The following is a 20,923-nucleotide window of genomic DNA, read 5'->3' on the forward strand; positions in this document are numbered from 1 at the left end:
CGGAGGAGAGAGAACCACCCATGGCGACCGCGCCGATCGACAGCATCCAAATCGCCCAGGACGTGATGCCGCTCGGGCATCTGCTGCTGCGCTCAGCCCGCCGCGACCCGGATCACGAGGCGCTCGTCTTCCCGGACACGCGCCTGACGTACGGCGAGCTGGCGGAGCGCGCGTGGTCGGTCGCCTCCTCGCTCGTCGCGCTCGGCGTGCAGCCCGACGAGCACGTCGGGATCCTGATGACCAACCACCCGGACATCCTCGCGTCGATCTTCGGGATCTCCCTGTCCGGGGCGACCGTCGTCCCCGTCAACGCCCGCTACCGCACGGCCGAGCTGGGCTCGATCGTCGAGGACGCGGACATGGTCGCGCTGCTCACCCACGACGCGGCCGACGCCCACGTCGACTTCACCGCGCTGATCGACGAGGCGTTCGCCGAGCGACGGCCGCCACGCCTGCGCCACGTCGTGATGATGGGCGCGCGCGAGCCCGACGGCTTCATCTCGCGACGCGAGTTCGACGCGCTCGCCGACGACGAGGCGACCCGGCTCCGGGTCGAGGGTCAGCGCGTCCGCGACCCCGCGATCATCCTGTACACGTCTGGCACGACCAGCGCCCCGCGCGGCGCGATCCTCACCCACGAAGCGTTCGTGCGCGTGTGGATGTCGAGCGGGCGGATCTTCGCGACGACGCCGCGGGACAAGCAGTACAACCCGCTGCCGCTCTTCCACGTCGCCGCGATGGGCTCGATGACGTGGACGATCGGCCACGGCGCGACGTTCATCAGCGACTACGCCTGGGATGCCGGCCGGGCGCTGAAGGCCATGGCGGACGAGCGCGCAACCCAGTTCTTCCCGGCCTACCAGCCGATCATGGAGGACTTCATCGGCCACCCGGACTTCGCCTCGACCGACCTGAGCGCGCTCCGGGTGATCCTCAACACCTGCCCGCCCGAGGTGCTGCGCAAGTTCCAGGAGCGGATCCCGCAGGCGATCGAGCTGACGATGTACGGCGGGACCGAGGGCGGGCCCGTGACGGTCACCCGCCTCGACGACGCCTACGAGGACCGCATGAACACGTCCGGCCATCCGCATCCGGGCCTCGAGCTGCGCGTCGTCGGCGAGGACGGCCGCGTGCTCGCGCCAGGCGAGCCGGGGATCATCCAGTTCCGCGGCTACAACACGCTCGAGCGCTACTACAAGTCGCCCGAGAAGACCGCGGAGTCGATGCCGGGCGACGGGTGGGTGACGATGTCCGATCTCGGCGTCGTCGACGCCAAGGACCAGGTGCTGTTCCTGGGCCGCGCCAAGGAGACGCTGAAGGTCGGCGGCGAGAACGTCGCGCCGCAGGAGGTCGAGTCGCACCTGTGCACGCACCCCGCGGTCAAGCTCGCGCAGGTCGTCGGGATGGCGGACGAGCGGCTGGTCGAGGTGCCGGCGGCGTTCGTCGAGCTCCAACCCGGGGTGGACGTCACCGCCGAGGAGCTGATCGAGCACTGCCGCGGCCGGATCGCGAGCTTCAAGGTCCCGCGGCTGATCCGGTTCATCGAGGGCGACGAGTGGCCGATGTCGGCCACGAAGATCCAGCGGTTCGCGCTGCGCGACCGGCTCGCCGCCGAACTCGGCGACGCTCGCCTGGCGGCTCGCGTCGCTGCGAGTACTCGCCCGGGGGGCTCGCACTCGCGCGCTGCGGAGGTCCACTCGTGAGGGTTCCCACCGACCTCGTCCTGGCCGAGGACGTCATGCCGCTCGGCCACCTGCTGCTGCGCAGCGCGAAGCGTGACCCGGACCATGAGGCGCTCGTCTTCCCGGACTCGCGCTGGACCTACCGCGAGCTGACCGACCGCGCGTGGGGGATCGCGAAGTCGCTGCTCGCGCTCGGCGTCCAGCCGGGCGAGCACGTCGGCTTCCTGATGACCAATCACCCGGACCTGGTCGCGACCTACTTCGGGATCTCGCTCGCCGGCGCCGTGGTCGTCCCGATCAACGCCCGCTACCGCACGACCGAGCTGCGCACGATCGTCGAGGACGCCGACATGGTCGTCCTGCTCACCCACGATCACGCCGACGCGCACGTCGACTTCACGGCGCTGATCGAGGAGGCGGGCATGCCGCCGGCACTGCGCCACACGGTGATGATGGGCGAGCGCGAGCCCGAGGGGATGATCTCGCGGCGCGAGTTCGACCTGCTCGGCGAGCAGGTCGACGAGCGCGCGCTGATCACCCGCGTCGAGGGCCAGCGCGTGCGCGACCCCGCACTGATCCTCTACACGTCCGGCACGACCAGCGCGCCGCGCGGCGCGATCCTCTCGCACGAGGCCAACGTCCGGATCTGGACGACGACCGGGCGCGTGTGGGAGACGACGCGCGAGGACCGGCACTGGACGGCGCTGCCGCTCTACCACGTGACCGCGCTCGGCTGCCTGACGTGGGTGCTGGGCGTCGGCGCGACCTTCATCAGCGACTACAGCTGGGACGCCGGCCGCGCGTTGCGGGCGATGGAGACCGAGCAGGCGACCGAGTTCTATCCCGCCTACCAGCCGGTGATGGAGGACCTGATCAGCCACCCGGACTTCGCCGCCGCCGACCTCAGCCGCATCCGCACGTTCCTCAACGTCGCGCCGCCGGAGGTCCTGGCCAAGTTCCAGGATCGGATCCCGCACGCTATCCAGCTGACGACCTACGGCGGGACCGAAGGCGGGCCGGTGACGCTCGTCCGCCGCGACGACCCGCTCGAGACGCGCCTGAACACGTGCGGGCGCTGCCAGCCCGGGCTCGAGCTGAAGGTCGTGGGGGAGGACGGACAGGACGTGCCGCCCGGCACGCCGGGCACGATCCTCTTCCGCGGCTGGAACACGCTGACCGAGTACTACAAGTCGCCGCGCAAGAACGCCGAGTCGATGCTCGAAGGCGGCTGGGTGACGATGCAGGACCTCGGCGTCATGGACGAGCACGGTGCCGTGCTCTTCCTCGGCCGCGTCAAGGAGACGCTCAAGGTCGGCGGCGAGAACGTCGCGCCGCAGGAGGTCGAGGCGCAGCTGTGCACCCATCCGGCGGTCAAGCTCGCGCAGGTGGTCGGGATCCCCGACGAGCGGCTCGTCGAGGTGCCGGCGGCGTTCGTCGAGCTGCTGCCGGGCGTCGAGGTCACGCCGGAGGTGCTGATCGCGCACTGCCGGGGGAAGATCGCCTCTTTCAAGGTGCCGCGGCTGATCCGGTTCATCGACGGCGCCGAGTGGCCGATGTCGACCACGAAGATCCAGCGGTTCGCCTTGAAGGAGCGGTTGCTGGCTGAGTTGGGGGTGCACGCATGACGGCGATCGACGCGCCCCCGGGGCTGTCCTTCGACTTCACCCCGGAGCAGCGCATGCTGCGCAAGACCGTGCACGACTTCGTCGAGAAGCGGTTGCCGAAGGCGTTCTCGCGCGAGCTCGAGGGGCGCGAGGAGTACCCCACCGAGTTGGCCGAGCGGATCGCCAAGGCGGGGCTCAACGGGATCGGCATCCCGGAGGAGCTTGGCGGCGAGGGCGGCGACCTGATCGACCAGGTGATCGTGATGGAGGAGCTCTCGCGCTCGCTCGCGGGGCTCGCCTGGCTGTGGGGCATCAACGTCTGGTCGGGCGGCAAGGCGATCGTCCTGCACGGCTCGCCGCAGCAGCAGGCCGAGCTGTTGCCGCGTCTGGCGGAGGGCAAGCTGCAGTTCGCGTTCGCGATGACCGAGCCCGACGGCGGCACCGATGTCCTGCGCGCGATGAAGACCCGCGCGACCCGCACCGACGGCGGCTGGCTGATCAATGGGACCAAGATCTGGTCGACGCTCTCGCACGTCGCCGATCGCGTGATCGTGCTCGCCCGCACCTCCGACCACGACAAGCCTTCGCGCGGGCTGACGATGCTGATGGTCCGCAAGGGCACGGAGGGCTTCGACGCCAAGCCGATCCCGAAGCTCGGCATGCGCGCGCTCGGCTCCTGCCAGATCAGCCTGCGCGACGTCTTCGTGGCCGACGAGGACGTGCTGGGCGAGGTCGACCAGGGCTGGAAGTACGTCATGGCGTCGCTCAACAGCGAGCGGATCATGGTCGCCGCGATGTGCACCGGGATCCTCGCGGGCGTGCTCGAGGACGCGATCGCGTACGCGAATCAGCGCACCGCGTTCGGCAAGCCGATCGCGCAGATGCAAGCGATCCAGCACAAGATCGCCGACATCGCGATGAACCTGGAGACCTGCCGCCTGCACACCTACCGCGCGGCGTGGCTGGAGCGCGAAGGCCGGCCGTGCGGCGTCGAGGCGACGACGGCGAAGGCGCTGACGTCCCAGTACGCGGTCGCGGGCGCCGACGCCGGCATCCAGATCCTCGGCGGCAACGGCTACGCCATGGAATACGACATGCAGCGCTACTGGCGCGACGTCCGGCTGCTCGAGATCGGCCCGATCTCGAACGAGATGGCGCGCAACTACGTCGGCGAGAGCCTCGGCCTTCCCCGATCCTTCTAGCGAGAGAGAATCGACATGAACGAAGTCGTGATCATCGACGCGGTGCGCACCCCGATCGGGCGCGGACACGCCGAAAAGGGCTACTACAAGGACCTGCATCCGGCCGACCTGCTCGGGCTGACCTACACGGAGCTGCTGTCGCGCACCGGTCTCGACGCCGCCGAGGTCGAGTACGTGATCGCGGGCTGCGTGCAGCAGTTCGGCGAGCAGACGATGAACATCGCCCGCAACGCGTGGCTGCAGGAAGGGCTGCCGATCGAGGCGTCGGCGTCGACGATCGACCTGCAGTGCGGCTCGGGCCAGCAGGCGGTCAGCGTCGGCGCGGCGCTGATCGCGTCGGGCATCCACGACGTCGTGATCGGCTCGGGCGTCGAGCACATGGGCCACATCTCGTTCGCGGCGGGCGCGAAGGCGCAGCAGGAGTTCGGCTCGCCCTGGACCCAGAAGTTCTGGGACCACCACAACGTCCAGGGTCAGGGGATCGGTGCCGAGCTGATCGCCGAGGAGTACGAGATCCCGCGCTCCGAGCTCGACGAGCTCGCGGTCGAGTCGCACCGCAAGGCGGCACGCGCGACCGAGCAGGGCTGGTTCGAGCGCGAGATCGTGCCGGTGCAGATCGACGGGCACGCCGTGGCGACGGACCAGGGCATCCGGCCGGACACGAACCTCGAGGCGCTCTCGCAGCTCAAGCCCGCGTTCAAGCCCGACGGGCGGATCACGGCCGGCAACTCGTCGCAGATCTCCGACGGCGCGGCCGCGGTGCTGCTGATGTCGCGGGCGAAGGCCGACGCGCTGGGGCTGACGCCGCGGGCACGGATCGTCGACACGACCAGCGTCGGCTGTGACCCGGTGAAGATGCTCGAGGGTCCGATCCCGGCGACGCGCAAGCTCCTGCAGCGCAACTCGATGAGCATCGACGACATCGACTACGTCGAGATCAACGAAGCGTTCGCGCCCGTCGTGGCCGCCTGGCGGCGCGAGTACGACCCGGACATGGACCGCGTGAACCCGCGCGGGGGCGCGATGGCGCTCGGGCACCCGCTCGGCTCGACCGGCGCGCGGCTGTTGACGACGCTGCTGCACGAGCTCGAGGACTCAGACAAGGAAGTGGGTCTCGTGACGATGTGCTGTGGCGGCGGCCTGGGCACGGGCACGCTGATCCAGCGCGTCTGACATGCGACGGACGATCTTCGAGCCCGAGCACGAGGACTTCCGCGAGTCGGTCCGCGGCTTCCTGACCAAGGAGGCCGTGCCCAAGACCGAGGAATGGGAGGCGGACGGGGTCATCGACCGCGCGTTCTGGCGCAAGGCCGCCGCCCAGGGCTTCGTCGGCTTCTCCGCCCCGGAGGAGCACGGCGGGCTCGGTCTGCACGACTTCCGCTTCAACGCGATCATCGACGAGGAGGTCGCCTACACCGGCGCGGTCACGGACAACTTCGCGCTCGTCAACGACATCGTCGTGCCGTACCTGCAGGACCTCACCGACGAGCCGCAGCGGGCGCGGTGGCTTCCGGGGGTGACGACGGGCGACATCGTCCCGGCGATCGCGATGACCGAGCCGGGGACGGGGTCGGACCTGCGCGCGATCGCCTCGACCGCGAAGTGGGACGGCTCCGCGTATCGGTTGAGCGGCTCGAAGACCTTCGTGTCCTCGGGCATCCAGGCGGATCTGGTGATCGTCGCCGCGCGGACGGGCGAGGGGATGTCGCTGCTGGCGGTTCCCTCTGACGCGGAGGGGTTCACCCGCGGGCGCAAGCTCGACAAGGTCGGCCGCAAGGGACAGGACACGGCGGAGCTGTTCTTCGACGACGTCGTCGTGCCGCCGGAGGACGTGATCGGCGAGGTCGGGCGCGGGCTGTCGCTGCTGATGCGCAACCTGCCGCAGGAGCGGCTCTCGATCGCCGTGACGGCGGTGGCGTCCGCTGAGCGCGCTCTGGAGATCACGTTGGAGTACGTCAAGGGCCGCAACGCGTTCGGCAAGCCGGTCGGGTCCTTCCAGGCCAACCGCTTCTCGTTGGCCGAGGCCGCGACCGCGGTGCAGATCGCCCGCGTGTACGTCGATCGCTGCCTGGCGTTGCAGGTCGCCGGCGAGCTGACCCCGGAGGACGCGGCGGGCGCCAAGTACTGGACGACCGAGCTGCAGTTCAAGGTCATCGACCTCGGCCTGCAGATGCACGGCGGCTACGGCTACATGGAGGAGTACGAGATCGCGCGCATGTGGCGCGACGCCCGCGTGCAGCGCATCTACGGCGGCACGACGGAGATCATGAAAGAGATCGTCGGCCGCTCGCTCGGCCTCTAGGAGATCGCATGCAGCGAGTGGTCGTGGTGGGTGGCGGGATCATGGGCAACGGCATCGCCCAGGTCGTCGCCACGGCGGGGTTCGACGTGACCCTGGTCGACATCTCCTCGGAGGCGCTGGAGCGGGCGCAGGCGCGGATCTCCAAGTCGCTGGGACGGTCGGTCAAGGTCGAGCGGCTGTCCTCCGAAGCGGCTGACGCGGTGTTGGCGCGGCTGTCGTTCTCGACGGAGATCGACGCTGCTGCCGATCACGCGATCGAGACCGTGGTCGAGGACCTCGACGTCAAGCGGCGCGTGCTGGCGTCGTTGGACGAGGCGCTGCGCGACGACGTGATCATCGCCTCCAACACGTCGCAGTTCTCGATCTCGCTGCTGGCGGCGGCGACCAAGCGGCCGGACCGGGTGATCGGGTCGCACTGGTTCAACCCGCCGCCGGTCATGCAGCTGATCGAGATCATCCGCGGGGTCGAGACCTCCGACGAGACGCTCGCCTCCACCGTGGAGTTGGCGGCGCGCTACGGCAAGCAGACCGTGGTGTGCGACAAGGACACGCCCGGGTTCATCACCTCGCGGCTGATCATCGCCCTCGGGTTGGAGGCGATGCGGATCGTCGAAGAGGGGATCGCGTCGGTCGAGGACGTCAACACCGCCTGCCGGCTCGGGTTCGGGCACGCGATGGGGCCGCTGGACACGATGGACTTCTCCGGCCTGGACACCGCGCTCCACGTCGCCGACGCGATGCGGGGCTCGTATGGAGAGCGGTTCCTCGCGCCGCAGAACCTGCGCGTGCTGGTCAACGGCGGGCACCTCGGGCGCAAGACCGGCCGTGGGTTCACGGCCTACGACTCCGCGACGTGAGCTCGTTCGGCCTCGTCCTGCCGATCCAGGCTCGCGGGGTGTCGCTGGGCTCGTTGATCGGCGAGCTGGGGGAGGAGGTGCTCGCGGCCGAGGCCGCCGGCTTCGAGGCCGTGTACCTGCCCGAGTTCCACCAGGCGCACGGCGGCGCGTTGGTGTCGCCGCTGCTGCTGTTGGGGTGGCTGGGCGCCCGCACCTCGACGATCCGGCTGGGCACCCTGGTCGCGGCCGCGCCGTTGTACGACCCGGTGCGGCTCGCCGAGGACGCGCTGATGCTCGACCACGCCACGGGCGGCCGGCTGATCCTCGGTCTCGGGTCCGCGCACGTCGACTTCGAGCTCTTCGGGCGTGATCGTTCGCGGCGCCAAGCGCTCTTCGACGAGGTCCTGGACGTGCTCGACGCGGCGTTCAGCGGCGAGCCGTTCGAGGTCCACGGCCGCCGCGGCCAGGTCACGGCGGGCGGCCGCCGCCCGACGATCTGGATCGGCGCCCACGGCCCGCGCGGCCTGCGCCGCGCCGCGGAGCGCGCCGACGGCTGGGTCTGCGACCCGCAACGCGGCATCGACGCCGCCGCCCGCCTCGCCGCGCGGTACCGCGCGGCGCTTCCCGGCGCGGCCACGCCGCACGACTCCTCGCCGCGCGGCCACGTCGCCCTCTTCCGCGAGGCCTGGATCGGCGACCTCGACGAGTGGGCGCCGCACGCCATGAAGGTCCACCGTCTCTACTTCAACGTCGGGACCTACCTGCGCGAGTTCGAGCCGTGGGTCGACGAGATCCGCTCGCGCGAGGACTTCACGTTCGAGCGCGTCGCCCCGGACCGGTTCCTCGTCGGCGACGGCGAGGAGATCCGGGCGACCGTCGCCGACTGGGTCGCGCGCACCGGCGCCGACCACATCGCGATCCGCCTGCGCCAGCCGACCGGCCCGTCGCACGAGGCGACCCTGGCGGCGATCGAGCGCTTCGGGCGCGAGGTGATCAGCGGCGCCAGAACGCCAGGCGCTGCACCGACGCCTTGAGGATCGCGCTCCACGGGATCTGCGCCGCCTGACGGTCGCGGATCGCGTCGAACGGGCTGAAGCGCAGCACGCCGCCCGAACCGAGCGTGAAGCTGCCGTCGTCGGCGCGGTTGCCGTCGACGTAGATCCACCCGCGATCGATCCGCTCCACATGGCTCATGCCCCGAGCCTATCCCGCAGGACCTCGATCAGCGATGAATCGTCCTTGCGGCCGAGCCCCGCTTGGCGGCCGGCCAGGTAGAGCTGCTCGGCCGCCGCGGCCATCGGCGCCTTGTCGCCGGCCGCCGCGGTCACGAGGCCCATGTCCTTGACGAAGATGTCGAGCGCGCTCTTGGCCTCGTCGAAGGCGCCGGCGACCATCCGCTCGCCGCGGTCGTCGAGCATGAAGGACGCGGCCGCGCCCTCGCGCAGGATCTCCCACGTCGCGCGGGCGTCGAGGCCGAGCGACTCCGCGAACGCCAGGCCCTCCGCCGCGGCGGCGATGTGGACGCCGCACAGCAGCTGATTGACGAGCTTGACCTTCTGTCCGTCGCCGGGTTCCGGTCCGACGTGCGGTGCGCTGCGGGCGAGAGCGTCCAGCAGCGGCCGGGCCTTGGCCACCGCACGCTCGGCTCCCCCCGCCATGATCAGCAGATCGCCGTCCGCCGCCCGCGCGACGCCGCCCGAGACCGGCGCGTCGACGATGTCGTTGTCGAGCTTCTCGGCCCACGCGCGCAGCGGCGCCGGGCCGACCGTGGACATGATCACCACCGTGGTCGAAGCGCCGAGCGCGACCTCCTCGAGGACGCTGTCCAGCTGCTCCGGCGTCGCGACCATGACGACGAGCAGGTCGGCGTCGGCTGCCGCTTCGCTCGCGCTGCCCACCTGGGTGCGCGACGGGTCGGCGTCGAACGCGACCACCTCGTTGCCGGCGCGCGACGCGCACTCCGCCATCGGCGCTCCCATCGCGCCGAGGCCGATCCAACCGATCCGGGCCATTGGTCGGGGATACCCGGACGAGACCCGACCTGGACTTGACGCCGGCGACCGCGATCGCGGAGGATCGTGAGCGCGCCATGAGACTTCTGCTCGCTGCCGCACTCGCCGCCGTCGCCTTCGGTCCGCCGGAGCCGGTCGAGACGGGGCACGGGATCGCGGAGTTCCGCTATTACGGCGAGCAGGTCGGGGTCGACGCCGCCGGCAACGCGTTCGTCGGAGCGAAGCTCGACGTCGGCTCCGACGAGCAGGCGATGGTCATGCGGCGGTGCGGGTCGAGCTGGACGCAGTCCCACGTGGCGGGCTCGCCCCAGTACCTGACGCACGCGCACGATCTCGCGGTGGCGTCCGGCGGCGCGGCGGTGCTGGTCTGGACGGACGAGCAGTCGAGTGTCAAGCACCACCTGTTCGCGTCGTACCGCGCGAACGGCGGCGACTGGAGCGCGCCGGAGCCGATCGCGACCGGCGACATCAGCGAGTTCGACGTCGACATCTCCGACGCGGGCGCCGCGGCGGTCACCTGGGTGTCCGGGAGCAAGCGCGACGTCTTCGCCAGTTATCGGCCGGTCGGCGGCGCCTGGGAGAACGCGAAGCAGCTGACGGGTCTGTACACCGGCGTTCTGGCCGTGAGCGGTGCGGGTGAGGTCGCGGTGGTCGGCCAGAAGAACCTCGGCGCGGACGATCCGCTCGGGGCGTACATCCGCCCGCCGGGCCAGCCCTGGCCGGGCGCCAGCGAACCGGTTCCGCACCCGGCGGGTCCGGCGTTCAGCAAGACGGACGGGCCCGATGCGGTCGAGTACGACGGCGCCGGCCGGCTGATCGTCCTCGACCACGAGGGCTTCGACGTCGAGGCGACCGTCCGCTCGGGCGGGGTGTGGGGCGCGACGCAGCTCGTCCAGGACGATGCCCCCGGGGCGCCCGGGACCCTCGATCTCGCCCGCCATCCGAGCGGCGCGGTGGCGGCCTGGCGCGTCGGCGACGACCTCTACGTCGCCCGCTTCAACGGGGCCTGGGAGTCGCCGAAGCCCTACGCCGCGGGCGGGAACCAGTTCACCACCGCGACCGTCGCCGCCGACGCCGACGGGAACATCGTGGTGGCCGCGACCCGGATCATGCCCGCCGGCCACGAGGTGTGGGGGGCGACGACGACCGGCATCGGCGCGCCCTGGCCGAACGAGACGTCGCGGATGTCGCCGGCCGCCGCCGGTCCGCGCTACTACCGCGATCCCGCCGCGGGCGGCGGCAAGTACCTGGTCATCGCCTACTCGGCGTGGGATGGCGCGCAGAGGGCCAGCCACGCGGTCGCGACCGGCACCGGGCCCGACTGCTCGCCCCAGCCACCGCCACCTCCGCCGCCCGACCCGACGCCGACGCCGGTCCCCGCCCTGCCGACGCCCACACCCTCACCCACCCCGACCCCCGCCGCGCGCCCGAAACTCGCCGACTTCGTCAAGTTCGGCGCCTGCGCACGCAAGCGCACGCTCGCGGTCACCTTCAAGAGCGGCCAGGCCGTCACCCGCATCGAGCTGCGCGTCAACGGCAAGCGCGCCGCCCTGCGCAAGAGCCCGAAGATCGCCGGCAAGGTCACGCTGCGCAAGCTCCCCAAGCGCTTCCGCCTCCAAGCCACCGTGACCTTCAAGACCGGCTCCCCGCTCAAGGCCACCAAGACGATCAAGGCCTGCACAACCTAAAGAGGGTCTGACCCCGTTTAAGTTGTCGGGGTGGAGTTCTTTGCTTGCGAACCCGAGGTCGTGCCCTACGGGGCGGGAACGGCGACGCGGATCGGGCGCGACCTCGAGGCCGACATCCTCGTGCTGGAGGACGGCGCGGTCGTGGCCCGGCTCGAGGACAGGGAGTGGGTGGTCAATTCGTCGGTCGACCAGTACCGGCGGTCGCTTGCGGCGTACGGGCGGGACGTGCCCATCGCCGCACTGGAGGCCGAGCTCATCGCGAGCGATCCTGCCGCGTACGGGCATCCGTCGTCCTACTGGCAGCCGATCATCGAGTACGACCTGCTCCAGGCTGACTGATCTCGGGGGAATCCCGGAGGCGCGCTCGGGGGAAGTCCTGATGGTTTCTTGACATAACCGAGGCCACACTTGAGATGACCCGCGATGCCTCATCTCAGCTCCCACCCCTTCACCGCTCGGCCCGCCCCGCTCCACCGCGGTCCGACGCGCCCGCGCCGCCAGTTCCTGGCGACGCTCGGCGCCATCGTCGACTCGGCCTTCTCGCCCGGCGCCGCCGCCGCCCACGGCACGCCCGCGCTGCAGGCCCGCGAGGCCCAGGAACGGCTGGCCGCCCTCGGCTTCCTACCCGCCGACGCGCTCACCGGCCGCTACGACCGCGCGACGATGGACGCCGTCGCTCGCTTCCAGGCCTCCGAGGGCCTGCCGGTCGACGGCATCCCTGACGCCGCGACCGCCGACGCGCTCCTGCGGGAGTAGAGTCAGGCCGTGCGTGGCACGGCGAAGATCGCGCTCGCCGCGGTGGCGATGCTGGTCGCGACGACCGGCGCCTCGGACGCAGCGTTCACGGGTCGCAACGGACGGCTCGCCGCCGTGGTCGGTGACGGCCGTGTGCTGCTCGTCTCCCAGGACGGCATGCGCGTGCGGCAGGTGGCCGCGGGGGTGACGTCGGCGCACTGGTCGGCCGACGGCAATCGGGTGGTGCTCGGCCTCCCGTGCGTTCGCGAGGGCTGCAACGGCAACGAGGGTGCACCATCCGGCCCGGGGGTGCTCCGCGTCCTGAACGTCCGAAGCGGAACGTCGAAGCGCGTCCGCACCTCCTCGCCGAGGATGTTCCAAGGTCCGGAGGCGCCGTCATGGACGCCTGCAGGCCGACTGCTCTGGGTCCAACACGTCCCGGTCGAGGCCGGAAGCGCCGACGTGGTCGTCGCCGACCGCCATGGCCGGCATCAGCGGGTGGTCACGCCGGCGAGCGGAATGTTCAGCGGATTCGCGCGCGCGGCGCCCGTCGGGGGCTGGATCGCCGTCGCCGTGTGGTCTCCCGCGCGGCGGTTGGTGGTCATCCCGAGCCGTGGCGGACCAGAGCGGGTGCTGCTGGTCTGCGACGCACCACCGTGTGACGTGGGAACGCTCGACTGGTCGCCCGACGGCACCAAGCTCGCGGTCGCCGGTCCGGCGTCGATGGTCCGTGTGATCGACGTGGCCAGTGGTGCGGTGCAGGACGTCCGCCAGGGCAGCGCGCCATTCTGGTCGCCGGACGGCCGGTTGCTCGGGTCGGTGTCAGCGGACGGACGGATCGAGATCGGCCCGCCCACCGGTGGAGCGGTCACGACCCTGCCGCTGCGGAACGTCATCTCCGCCGACTGGCAGCCGCGCTAGCGCATGACGTCGGTGACGCCGCCGGCGACCTCGAGCACCTGGCCCGTGATGTAACCCGCGCGCGGCGAGCAGAAGAACGCCACGGCCTCCGCGACGTCCTCCGGCGTGCCCGCCCGACCGAGCGGGATGCGCGGCACGACGTCGTCGCGGAACGCGTCGGTCATGCGGGTGGCGATGATCCCCGGCGCGACGGCGTTGACGGTGACGCCGAACCGCGCCCACTCCTTCGCCGCGGTCCGCGTGAGGCCGACGACGCCCGCCTTGGCCGCGCTGTAGGCGATCGCGCCGACGCTGCCGTGCACGCCGGCGATCGAGGCGATGTTGACCACCCGCCGGTCGCCGCCGAGCTCCCGGAACCAGGGGGAGACCGCGCGCAGGCCGTTGACCGCGCCGCCCAGGTTGACGTCCTGGATCAGCTGCCAGTCCTCGTCGGTGAGCTTGTGCAGCATCGTGTTGCGGGTCATCCCGGCGTTGTTGACCAGGATCGACAGCCCGCCGAAGGCGTCCACGGCGGCGGACGCAGCCGCCTGGAGGTCGTCCACGCGACGGACGTCGACCGTCGCCGCGATGCCGCCGATCGAGTCAGCGACCGCCGCGGCGAGCTCCCCGTCGAGGTCGGCGACGCAGACGCGGACGCCGTCGGCGGCCAGACGCCGCGCGATCGCCTCTCCGATCCCCTGCGCCCCGCCCGTGACCAGCGCCGCCCTAGGCACGGACGAGCTCCGTCGCGGCGCGCTCGCGCAGCACGCCCTTCTGGATCTTCGACGCCGACATCGGCCACTCGCTGACGAAGCGCACGTACCGCGGCACCTTGAACGAGGCGATCCGCCCGCGGCAGTGGGCGATGATGTCGTCCTCGCTCGCCTCGAAGCCGGGCCGCAGCTCGACATAGGCGGCCGGCACCTCGTCCAGCCGCGCGTCAGGCACACCGACGACCTGGACGAGCTTCACCGCCGGATGGGTCGAGATGTGCGACTCGACCTCGACCTCGGCCACGTTCTCGCCGCCCACCTTCATCATCTCCTTCAGCCGGCCGAGGAACGTCACGCGGCCGTCGTCGTCCAGCGCCCCGCGGTCGCCCGTATGCAGCCAGCCGTCGGCGTCGAACGCCTCGGCGTTCTTGACCGGGTCGTCGTGGTAGCCGTCGCAGACCGAGATCCCGCGCACGAGGATCTCCTGCTCGGCCGAGATCCGCACCTCGGTGCCCGCCAGCGGCAGCCCGCACGTGGTCACCCGGGTGTCCAACGGATCGTCGAGCGAGGTCAAGGTGACCGCGCCGCCGGCCTCGGTCAGCGCGTAGATCGACACGAGCGTCGCCTGCGGGAACGCGCCCTGGATCTGGCGCAGGAGCTGCTCGGGCCCGACGTTGAGGATCACGCGGCAGCGGCCGAGGTCCGTCGAGGCGAACGACGGCTGCGTCAGCAGCCCCATCGTGATCGGCGGGTAGGCGGGGAAGAGCACCGCGGGCTGCTCGCGGCCGAGCATCGCCAGCGCCCGCGCCGGCTCGTAGTAGACGTCGGTGAGCAGCGCGCCGCCCATCGACGCCGCCATCACGATCGGGCCGATCGCGCCCAGGTGGAACATCGGCCCGGGCGCCCACACGTTCTCCCCGGGCTCCATCCGGAAGACGTTCCCGAACGCCGTCCAGTTGCGCACGAGCGACTCGTGGCTGAGGCGCGCCGCGCGCGGCTGCGCCGTCGTCCCGCTCGTGTACAACAGCAGCGCGGTCGAGCCGATCCGGACCGCGATCCGCCGCGCGTCCAACTCCGCCTCCGACACACCCTCGGCGAGCGCGTAGAACTCTGCCTCGCCTGACCCGAACTCGTAGATGGCCTGGTCGACCCGCGCCTCCTCGAGCAACCCGCGCAGGTCGACGTAGTCGCCGATCCGATCTGAAGTCAGCACCACCGACACGCCCGCGTTGTCGAGCACGAACGGCAGCTCGCTCGACCGGTAGCGGGTGTTGATGGGAACGATCACCCCGCCCGCGAGCGAGATCCCATAGAACGCGGCCACGGTCTCGGGGCTGTTGGCCATGTAGTAGGCGACGCGGTCGCCGGGCTGTACGCCGGCCCCGATCAGCGCCCGCGCGATCCGCCGCGCGCCGGCCGCCAACTCGCCGTACGACAGCCGCAGGTCTGGGAAGATGAGCGCGTCCCGCTCCGGCGCGGACGCCGCCGTTCGCAGCAGGAGGTCGCCGATCGTGGCGGCCTCGGCCCACTCGAGTCTCATGCGACGGAAACCTAACAATCGGTTGGTCAACTGTCTATGCTTGTGCGCATGCGCACGCTGCGAACCGACGTCCGCCCGTGGAGTGAGGCGGTCACGGTCGGCGACCTGCTGCTGAAGGCCGCCGCCGCGACGCCGGAGGCCGACGCGGTGGTCTTCCCCCAGGAGCGGCTGACCTACGCGCAGCTCGAACAGCGCGCCCGCGAGCTGGCCGGTGCGCTGATCGGCCTCGAGGTCGAGCCCGGTGACCGCGTCGGCGTGCTGATGGCGAACAGCCCGGACACGATCGCGTCGCTGTACGCCATCGCGCTCGCGGGAGCCGTGATCGTCCCGATCAACACCCGCTACCGCGCCGTGGAGCTGCCGTTCGTGGTCTCCGACGCCGGCGTGAAGGCGATCCTCACGAGCGACCGGATCGACGACTACGTCGACCTGCTCGCCCTGCTCCGGGAGGCGCTTCCCGGCATGGCCGACCCGCCGCACGTCGTGGCGCTCGGCGACGCGCGCCGCGAGGGCACCATCGCCGAGGTCGACTTCCTCGCGCGCCGGGCCCCGGACGAGGAGCTCGAGTTCCGCCGCTCCGGCGCCCGCGTGCGCGACACCGCGCTGCTGCTCTACACGAGCGGCACAACCTCGCTCCCGCGCGGCTGCCGCCTCACCCACGAGGCGATCGTGCGCAACTGGTCGACGGTCGCCCAGATCCTGCGGCTGGGGGAGGGCGACCGCATGTGGGCGCCGTGCCCGCTGTTCCACCTCGGCGCGATCGGCCCGCTCCTGGCGTGCGCATCCGCGCGCGCGGCGTTCCTGAGCGACACCTACTTCCAGCCGGCGCGAGCCCTCGCGCTGGCCGAGCAGGCCACACACCTGTATCCCGCCTACCCGCCGATCACCCAAGGGCTGATCGACCAGCCCGCGTTCGGGCAAGCCGACCTGAGCCGCGCCCGCGTGATGCTCAACGTCGGCCCGCCGGACCTGCTGCGCGCCATGCAGGCCGCGTTCCCGCGGACCGTCCAGCTCACGCTCTACGGCTCGACCGAGGGCGGCGGGGCGATCACGTACTCCCAGCTCGACGACGACCTCGACTCGCGCGTGACCACCACGGGCGTCCCGCTGCCGGGCTCAGAGGTCCGGATCGGCGACGACGGCGAGATCCTCGTCCGCGGCTTCGGGCTCTTCGACGGGTACCACAACGATCCGGACAAGACCGCGAACGCGTTCGACGAGGACGGCTGGTACCGCACGGGCGACCGCGGCGAGCTCGATGACGCCGGACGCCTGATCTTCCACGGCCGCCTGAAGGACATGCTCAAGGTCGGCGGCGAGAACGTCGCGGCGGCCGAGATCGAGTCGCTGCTCTCGACGCACCCCGCCGTCAAGCTCGTCCAGGCCGTCGGCATCCCCGATCCGCGCCTGGAGGAGGTCCCCGCGGTCTTCGTGGAGCTGCGCGCCGGCCGACAGGCGAGCGAAGCCGACCTGATCGGCTTCTGCGGCGAGCGGATCGCGCGCTTCAAGGTCCCGCGCCACGTGCGCTTCGTCAGCGAGTGGCCGATGTCGGCCACGAAGATCCAGAAGGGCCCGCTGCGCGAGCGGCTGATCGCGGAACTTGTAAACAACCAAACGACCGGTTGATTTCATGATAGGCTGGCGAGCGAGATGAACGAGGAAACGGACACGGTCGTCGTCAACCCCGTGGCGGAGCTCGAGCGTCGTCGCGCCGAGGCGCTCGCGATGGGTGGCGAGGAGCGCATCGCGCGTCACCACGCCAGCGGCCGCCTGACCGCGCGCGAGCGGATCGCGCTGCTGGTCGACGAGGGCTCCTGGCGTGAGATCGGCCTGCTCGCGCTGCCCGAGATCCGCCGCGAGGCCCCTTCGCCGGGCGACGCGATCGTCACCGGGTTCGGCCGGATCGGCGGCCGCAAGGTGTGCGTCGTGGCGATCGATGCCACCGTGCTCGCCGGCACGACCGCGCCCGTCAACATGCGCAAGCAGGGCCGTGTGGCCGAGTGGGCAGGCCGCAAGGGCCTGCCGCTGATCTTCCTCAGCGACAACGACGGCGGCCGCATCCCCGACCTGCTCGGCTGGCGCTTCTCGAGCGTCCCCTTCGACTTCACCTCGTTCCTGCAGTCGCCCGCCGGCTCGCCCGCCACGCCGCGGATGACCGCGGTGGTCGGCCCCAGCTTCGGCGACGCCGCGCTGCACGCCGCGATCGCGAACCTCGTGGTGATGAAGCGCGACGCGTCGCTCGCGCTCTCCGGCCCGCCCGTGATCAAGGGCGCGATCGGCGAGGACGTCTCCAACGACGAGCTCGGCGGCCCGAAGGTCGCGCACGAGACGTCCGGCTCCGCGCATGTCGTCGTCGACGGGGAGGAGGAGGCGATCGACACGATCAAGCGCTTCCTCACCTACATGCCCGACGCGGCCGACCTGCCGGCGCCGGTGGCACCGCCCGCCGGGCCCAAGCGCGACGCGGAGGAGCTGACCACGCTCGTCCCGAGCAATCCGCGCCGCGGCTACGACATGCGCAAGGTCCTGCAGGCGATCGTCGACGAGGACTCGCTGTTCATGTGGGGCGACCGCTTCGGCCGCAGCCTGATCACGGCCCTGGCGCGGATCGAGGGCCAGGCCGTCGGCGTCGTCGCCAGCCAGCCGATGCAGCGCGCCGGCGTGCTCGACGTCCCCGCGCTCACCAAGGAGCTGCGGTTCGTGGAGCTCTGTGACACCTTCAACCTGCCGCTCGTCTTCCTGCAGGACGTGCCGGGCCTGATGATCGGCACCGAGGCCGAGCGGGGCGGCATCCTCGCCTGCTACGAGAAGCTCGCGTCGATGCTCGCGCAGACGACCGTGCCGAAGATCGCGGTGATCGTGCGCAAGGCGTACGGCGGCGGCCACATCGCGATGGGCGGGCGCCCGGTCAACCCCGATCTGTTGGTCGCCTGGCCGAGTGCCGAGATGGGCTTCATGGCGCCCGACGTGGGCGTGCGGACGGTCTTCCGCCGGCGCCTGGAGGCGGTCGAGGCCGAGCACGGCATCGAGGCGCGCAACGCGCTCGCGGCCGAGATGGAGGCCGAGTGGGCGGCCGAGTCCCAACCCTGGGAGGCGGCGGCGAACATCATCCTCGACGACGTCATCGACCCGCGCGAGACGCGGCAGGTGATCGCCGAGGGGATCGACTTCGCCTGGGGCACCCGGCCGCGCGTCAGCGTGCGCGGGACCGCGTAGATGGCGACCGTCGACGCGCACATCACGGGGACGGTCTGGACGGTCGAGGTCGCCGTCGGCGACACGATCGAGGAGGGCGACGTGGTCGCCGTCCTGGAGTCGATGAAGATGGAGATGCCAGTCGAGTCCGAGGTCGACGGCACGGTCGCGGAAGTGCTCTGCGCCACGGGTGACGCGGTCACCGAGGGGCAGGCGCTGGTCCGCCTAGTTTGACGTTTGCCAAACCAAACGGTTGCTTGATTCCAACCGTTTGTTCGGTATAGACTTCGAGATACCGGGGGAGAGACCCGGTTCTCTACGAGGAGGAGAGCTTCACCATGCGCTTTGCACCCCGCTACGGGATTGCTTTGACCGTCGCGGCCCTCTCGATCGGCGTGGCCGCCTGCGGCTCCGACAGCGGATCGGACTCAGGCGGCGGATCGTCCGCGAAGTCCGGTAGCAACACCGCGACGCCGCGCGAGGGCGTCACCAAGGACGCGATCAAGTACGGGATGATCTACGACCAGACCGGGCCGCAGACCGTCTCGCAGACCCCGTGGGCGCACGGGTTCCTCACGCAGATCAACAAGGCCAACGACGCCGGCGGCATCAACGGCCGCAAGATCGAGATCCTCGACGAGGACGACAAGGGCGAGGTGCCGACGGGCATCGCCGCGTACAAGAAGCTCGTCAGCCAGACCCCGGTGCTCGGCATCTCCGGCATCAACGGCTCCTCCATCCAGGAGGCGGCGCTGAAGTCGATCGAGAAGGACAACATGCCGCTCGTCGGCCCGCAGTCGACCGTCAAGGGCGGCCTGGTGCCGCTGCACAAGTCGATCTTCTACATCGTGCCGCCGTACTCGGATCAGGCCGACGTGATCATGGACTACATGCAGAAGCGGACGGGCAAGGCGCAGCCGAAGGTCGCGATCTTCCGCCTCACCGCCTCCTCTGGCATCGAGGTCGGGCAGCTGATCACCGACCGCGTCAAGAAGGCCGGCGGCCAGATCGTCGCCGACCAGGAGATGGACGTCACGGCGACCTCCGCCGATGCCCAGGCGCAGAAGATCGTCTCGGCCAAGCCGGATTGGATCCTGGTGCACTCGGCGCCCACGCAGGCCGTCGCGCTGCTGAAGGCGATGCAGAAGCTCAACGCCAAGATCCCGCTGATCTCGACGTTCGCCGCCGGCGGCCCGCCCGTCTATCAGGCGATGCCGAAGGAGTACGGCGACCTCTACCAGTACACCGCGCCCACGACGCCCGCCGACGTCGACGTGCCGGGGACCAAGCAGCTCGTCGCCGACGCGACCAAGTACGGCTACACCGACGAGGCGGGCAACTCGTCCTTCGTGATCGGCTACCTCTCCGGCATGACCGTCGTCGACGCCCTCAAGAAGGCCGGCGGCGACCTCAACCGCGAGACGTTCATCAAGGCGCTGGACGGCATCAAGAACCTCGACACGGGTGGCATCTCGGAGCCGATCACCTACGGTGACACCGATCACGCCGGCCTCTCCGGCACGCGCCCGTACAAGTTCAACTACGACACCAAGAAGTTCGAGGCGGTCGGCGACTTCGCCGACTACGACGGCGCCATCACCAACGAGTACTCAAGCCACTGAGTGAATAGACCGAGCCATGGCCGAGTTCTTCCAATTCGTCATCGGCGGCCTCGCGATCGGCTCGGTCTACGGGCTCGTCGCCCTGGGCTTCGTGTTGATCTTCAAGTCCACGGACGTGTTCAACTTCGCCCAGGGCGACCTGCTGATGGTGGGCGGCTATCTGCTGTTCACGATGGTCGCCACGCTGCACCTGCCGATGATCCCCGCGATCCTCGCCGTGCTCGCCGCCGGTGCCGTGATCGGCGTCCTGCTGCAGGCGGTCGTCTTCCGCTCGATGATCGGGCGCCCGCTGCTGACGGTCGTGATGGTCACGATCGCGCTGTCGCTGGTGATCCGCTCGGTGATGCAGATCGTCTACGGCACGCAGGAGCGCACGCTCCCGCACACGATCCCGAACGACTCGTTCGCCTTCCTCGGCGTGCGGATCTCGACGCTCGACCTGATCGTCATGGGGATCACGCTGCTGTGCGTGGCGGCGTTCGCGCTGTTCTTCAAGCGCTCCAAGCTCGGCCTGCAGATGCGGGCCACGGCTGAGAGCGTCGAGGCCTCGGTGCTGAGTGGCATCGACGCCAACCGCGTGTTCCTGGTGGCGTTCGGGATCGGGACCGCGATCGCCGCGCTGGGCGGCGTGCTGATGGGCAACCTGCAGGTGGTCTCGCCACAGCTCTCGTCGCTCGGCCTGCTCGCGTTCCCCGCGGCGGTGATCGGCGGGCTGACGAGCATCCCGGGGGCGGTCGTCGGCGGGCTGATCATCGGCGTCACGCAGCAGCTGGCGACGGGGTACATCTCCGGCTCGGCGGCCAACGTCGTGGTGTACGGGCTCCTGATGCTGGTGCTGCTGACGCGGCCGTACGGCCTCTTCGGTCACCCGACGGTGGAGCGCGTGTGACAT

At 70.8% G+C, this 20,923-nt stretch carries 20 protein-coding genes; 16 read left to right on the forward strand and 4 right to left on the reverse strand.

Annotated elements, in window-relative coordinates:
* Nucleotides 1-20: 20 nt before the first annotated feature.
* The 7 genes from G569_RS53265 to G569_RS59425 are packed head-to-tail and all read left to right on the forward strand — an operon-like array spanning nt 21 to nt 8,660.
* Nucleotides 21-1,703 (forward strand): class I adenylate-forming enzyme family protein, encoded by a 1,683-nt coding sequence (locus tag G569_RS53265; protein WP_053227272.1) that lies wholly within the window; start codon nt 21-23, stop codon nt 1,701-1,703.
* Nucleotides 1,700-3,307, forward strand: a complete 1,608-nt coding sequence (locus G569_RS0131880; RefSeq protein WP_053227273.1) for a class I adenylate-forming enzyme family protein — start codon at nt 1,700-1,702, stop codon at nt 3,305-3,307. Before G569_RS53265 ends, G569_RS0131880 begins: the two co-directional genes overlap by 4 nt.
* A complete protein-coding gene (locus G569_RS0131885) occupies nt 3,304-4,488 on the forward strand; it encodes an acyl-CoA dehydrogenase family protein (RefSeq protein ID WP_211233143.1) in 1,185 nt (394 codons plus the stop codon). The genes G569_RS0131880 and G569_RS0131885 overlap by 4 nt, the downstream gene beginning before the upstream one ends.
* A 15-nt stretch (nt 4,489-4,503) precedes the next feature.
* Nucleotides 4,504-5,661 (forward strand): thiolase family protein, encoded by a 1,158-nt coding sequence (locus G569_RS0131890; RefSeq protein ID WP_053227274.1) that lies wholly within the window; start codon nt 4,504-4,506, stop codon nt 5,659-5,661.
* Nucleotide 5,662: 1 nt separating this feature from the next.
* On the forward strand, nt 5,663-6,790 hold the full coding sequence (locus G569_RS0131895; RefSeq protein ID WP_028066427.1) for an acyl-CoA dehydrogenase family protein: 1,128 nt from the start codon (nt 5,663-5,665) through the stop codon (nt 6,788-6,790).
* 8 nt (nt 6,791-6,798) lie between these two features.
* Nucleotides 6,799-7,647: a 3-hydroxyacyl-CoA dehydrogenase family protein gene (locus G569_RS0131900; RefSeq protein WP_028066428.1), complete on the forward strand. Its 849-nt coding sequence runs from the start codon at nt 6,799-6,801 to the stop codon at nt 7,645-7,647.
* Nucleotides 7,644-8,660, forward strand: coding sequence for an LLM class flavin-dependent oxidoreductase (locus G569_RS59425; RefSeq protein ID WP_053227275.1), 1,017 nt, complete (start codon nt 7,644-7,646; stop codon nt 8,658-8,660). The genes G569_RS0131900 and G569_RS59425 overlap by 4 nt, the downstream gene beginning before the upstream one ends.
* Here G569_RS59425 and G569_RS0131910 read toward each other — a convergent pair.
* Both G569_RS0131910 and G569_RS0131915 read right to left on the reverse strand, forming a co-directional pair.
* On the reverse strand, nt 8,620-8,820 hold the full coding sequence (locus G569_RS0131910) for a hypothetical protein (RefSeq protein ID WP_157592456.1): 201 nt from the start codon (nt 8,818-8,820) through the stop codon (nt 8,620-8,622). The genes G569_RS59425 and G569_RS0131910 overlap by 41 nt on opposite strands.
* Nucleotides 8,817-9,638: an NAD(P)-dependent oxidoreductase gene (locus G569_RS0131915; protein WP_028066430.1), complete on the reverse strand. Its 822-nt coding sequence runs from the start codon at nt 9,636-9,638 to the stop codon at nt 8,817-8,819. The genes G569_RS0131910 and G569_RS0131915 overlap by 4 nt, the downstream gene beginning before the upstream one ends.
* Nucleotides 9,639-9,715: 77 nt before the next feature.
* Between G569_RS0131915 and G569_RS63215 the strand changes: the two genes are divergently transcribed.
* The 4 genes from G569_RS63215 to G569_RS0131935 all read left to right on the forward strand — a co-directional run bounded on the left by G569_RS63215 (nt 9,716) and on the right by G569_RS0131935 (nt 12,982).
* Nucleotides 9,716-11,326, forward strand: a complete 1,611-nt coding sequence (locus G569_RS63215) for a hypothetical protein (protein WP_157592457.1) — start codon at nt 9,716-9,718, stop codon at nt 11,324-11,326.
* Between the two features lie 30 nt (nt 11,327-11,356).
* Nucleotides 11,357-11,665 carry an SUKH-4 family immunity protein gene (locus tag G569_RS0131925; RefSeq protein WP_028066432.1) on the forward strand — a complete coding sequence of 103 codons (309 nt, stop codon included), beginning with the start codon at nt 11,357-11,359 and terminating at the stop codon, nt 11,663-11,665.
* Nucleotides 11,666-11,749: 84 nt separating this feature from the next.
* Nucleotides 11,750-12,082 carry a peptidoglycan-binding domain-containing protein gene (locus tag G569_RS0131930; RefSeq protein ID WP_028066433.1) on the forward strand — a complete coding sequence of 111 codons (333 nt, stop codon included), beginning with the start codon at nt 11,750-11,752 and terminating at the stop codon, nt 12,080-12,082.
* Between the two features lie 9 nt (nt 12,083-12,091).
* Entirely contained in the window at nt 12,092-12,982 is an 891-nt protein-coding gene (locus G569_RS0131935) for a WD40 repeat domain-containing protein (RefSeq protein ID WP_028066434.1), read from the forward strand.
* Here G569_RS0131935 and G569_RS0131940 read toward each other — a convergent pair.
* Together G569_RS0131940 and G569_RS0131945 are read right to left on the reverse strand one after the other, a co-directional pair.
* A complete protein-coding gene (locus G569_RS0131940) occupies nt 12,979-13,695 on the reverse strand; it encodes an SDR family oxidoreductase (protein ID WP_028066435.1) in 717 nt (238 codons plus the stop codon). The genes G569_RS0131935 and G569_RS0131940 overlap by 4 nt on opposite strands.
* Nucleotides 13,688-15,214 carry a class I adenylate-forming enzyme family protein gene (locus G569_RS0131945; RefSeq protein WP_037500423.1) on the reverse strand — a complete coding sequence of 509 codons (1,527 nt, stop codon included), beginning with the start codon at nt 15,212-15,214 and terminating at the stop codon, nt 13,688-13,690. The genes G569_RS0131940 and G569_RS0131945 overlap by 8 nt, the downstream gene beginning before the upstream one ends.
* Before the next feature lie 48 nt (nt 15,215-15,262).
* Here G569_RS0131945 and G569_RS0131950 point away from each other — a divergent pair, with 48 nt between their 5' ends.
* From G569_RS0131950 to G569_RS0131970, 5 genes are all read left to right on the forward strand, one after another.
* Nucleotides 15,263-16,840, forward strand: coding sequence for a class I adenylate-forming enzyme family protein (locus tag G569_RS0131950; protein WP_053227276.1), 1,578 nt, complete (start codon nt 15,263-15,265; stop codon nt 16,838-16,840).
* Nucleotides 16,841-16,864: 24 nt separating this feature from the next.
* Nucleotides 16,865-18,430 carry an acyl-CoA carboxylase subunit beta gene (locus tag G569_RS53275; protein WP_053227277.1) on the forward strand — a complete coding sequence of 522 codons (1,566 nt, stop codon included), beginning with the start codon at nt 16,865-16,867 and terminating at the stop codon, nt 18,428-18,430.
* Entirely contained in the window at nt 18,431-18,643 is a 213-nt protein-coding gene (locus G569_RS0131960; protein ID WP_028066438.1) for an acyl-CoA carboxylase biotin carboxyl carrier protein subunit, read from the forward strand.
* A gap of 104 nt (nt 18,644-18,747) precedes the next feature.
* On the forward strand, nt 18,748-20,031 hold the full coding sequence (locus G569_RS0131965) for an ABC transporter substrate-binding protein (RefSeq protein ID WP_084285878.1): 1,284 nt from the start codon (nt 18,748-18,750) through the stop codon (nt 20,029-20,031).
* A gap of 16 nt (nt 20,032-20,047) precedes the next feature.
* Complete coding sequence (locus tag G569_RS0131970; protein ID WP_028066440.1) at nt 20,048-20,920, forward strand: branched-chain amino acid ABC transporter permease; 873 nt, start codon at nt 20,048-20,050, stop codon at nt 20,918-20,920.
* Nucleotides 20,921-20,923: the final 3 nt, after the last annotated feature.

Origin of the sequence: Solirubrobacter soli DSM 22325 (assembly GCF_000423665.1) — a bacterium.
In the GTDB taxonomy this organism is placed as follows: domain Bacteria; phylum Actinomycetota; class Thermoleophilia; order Solirubrobacterales; family Solirubrobacteraceae; genus Solirubrobacter; species Solirubrobacter soli.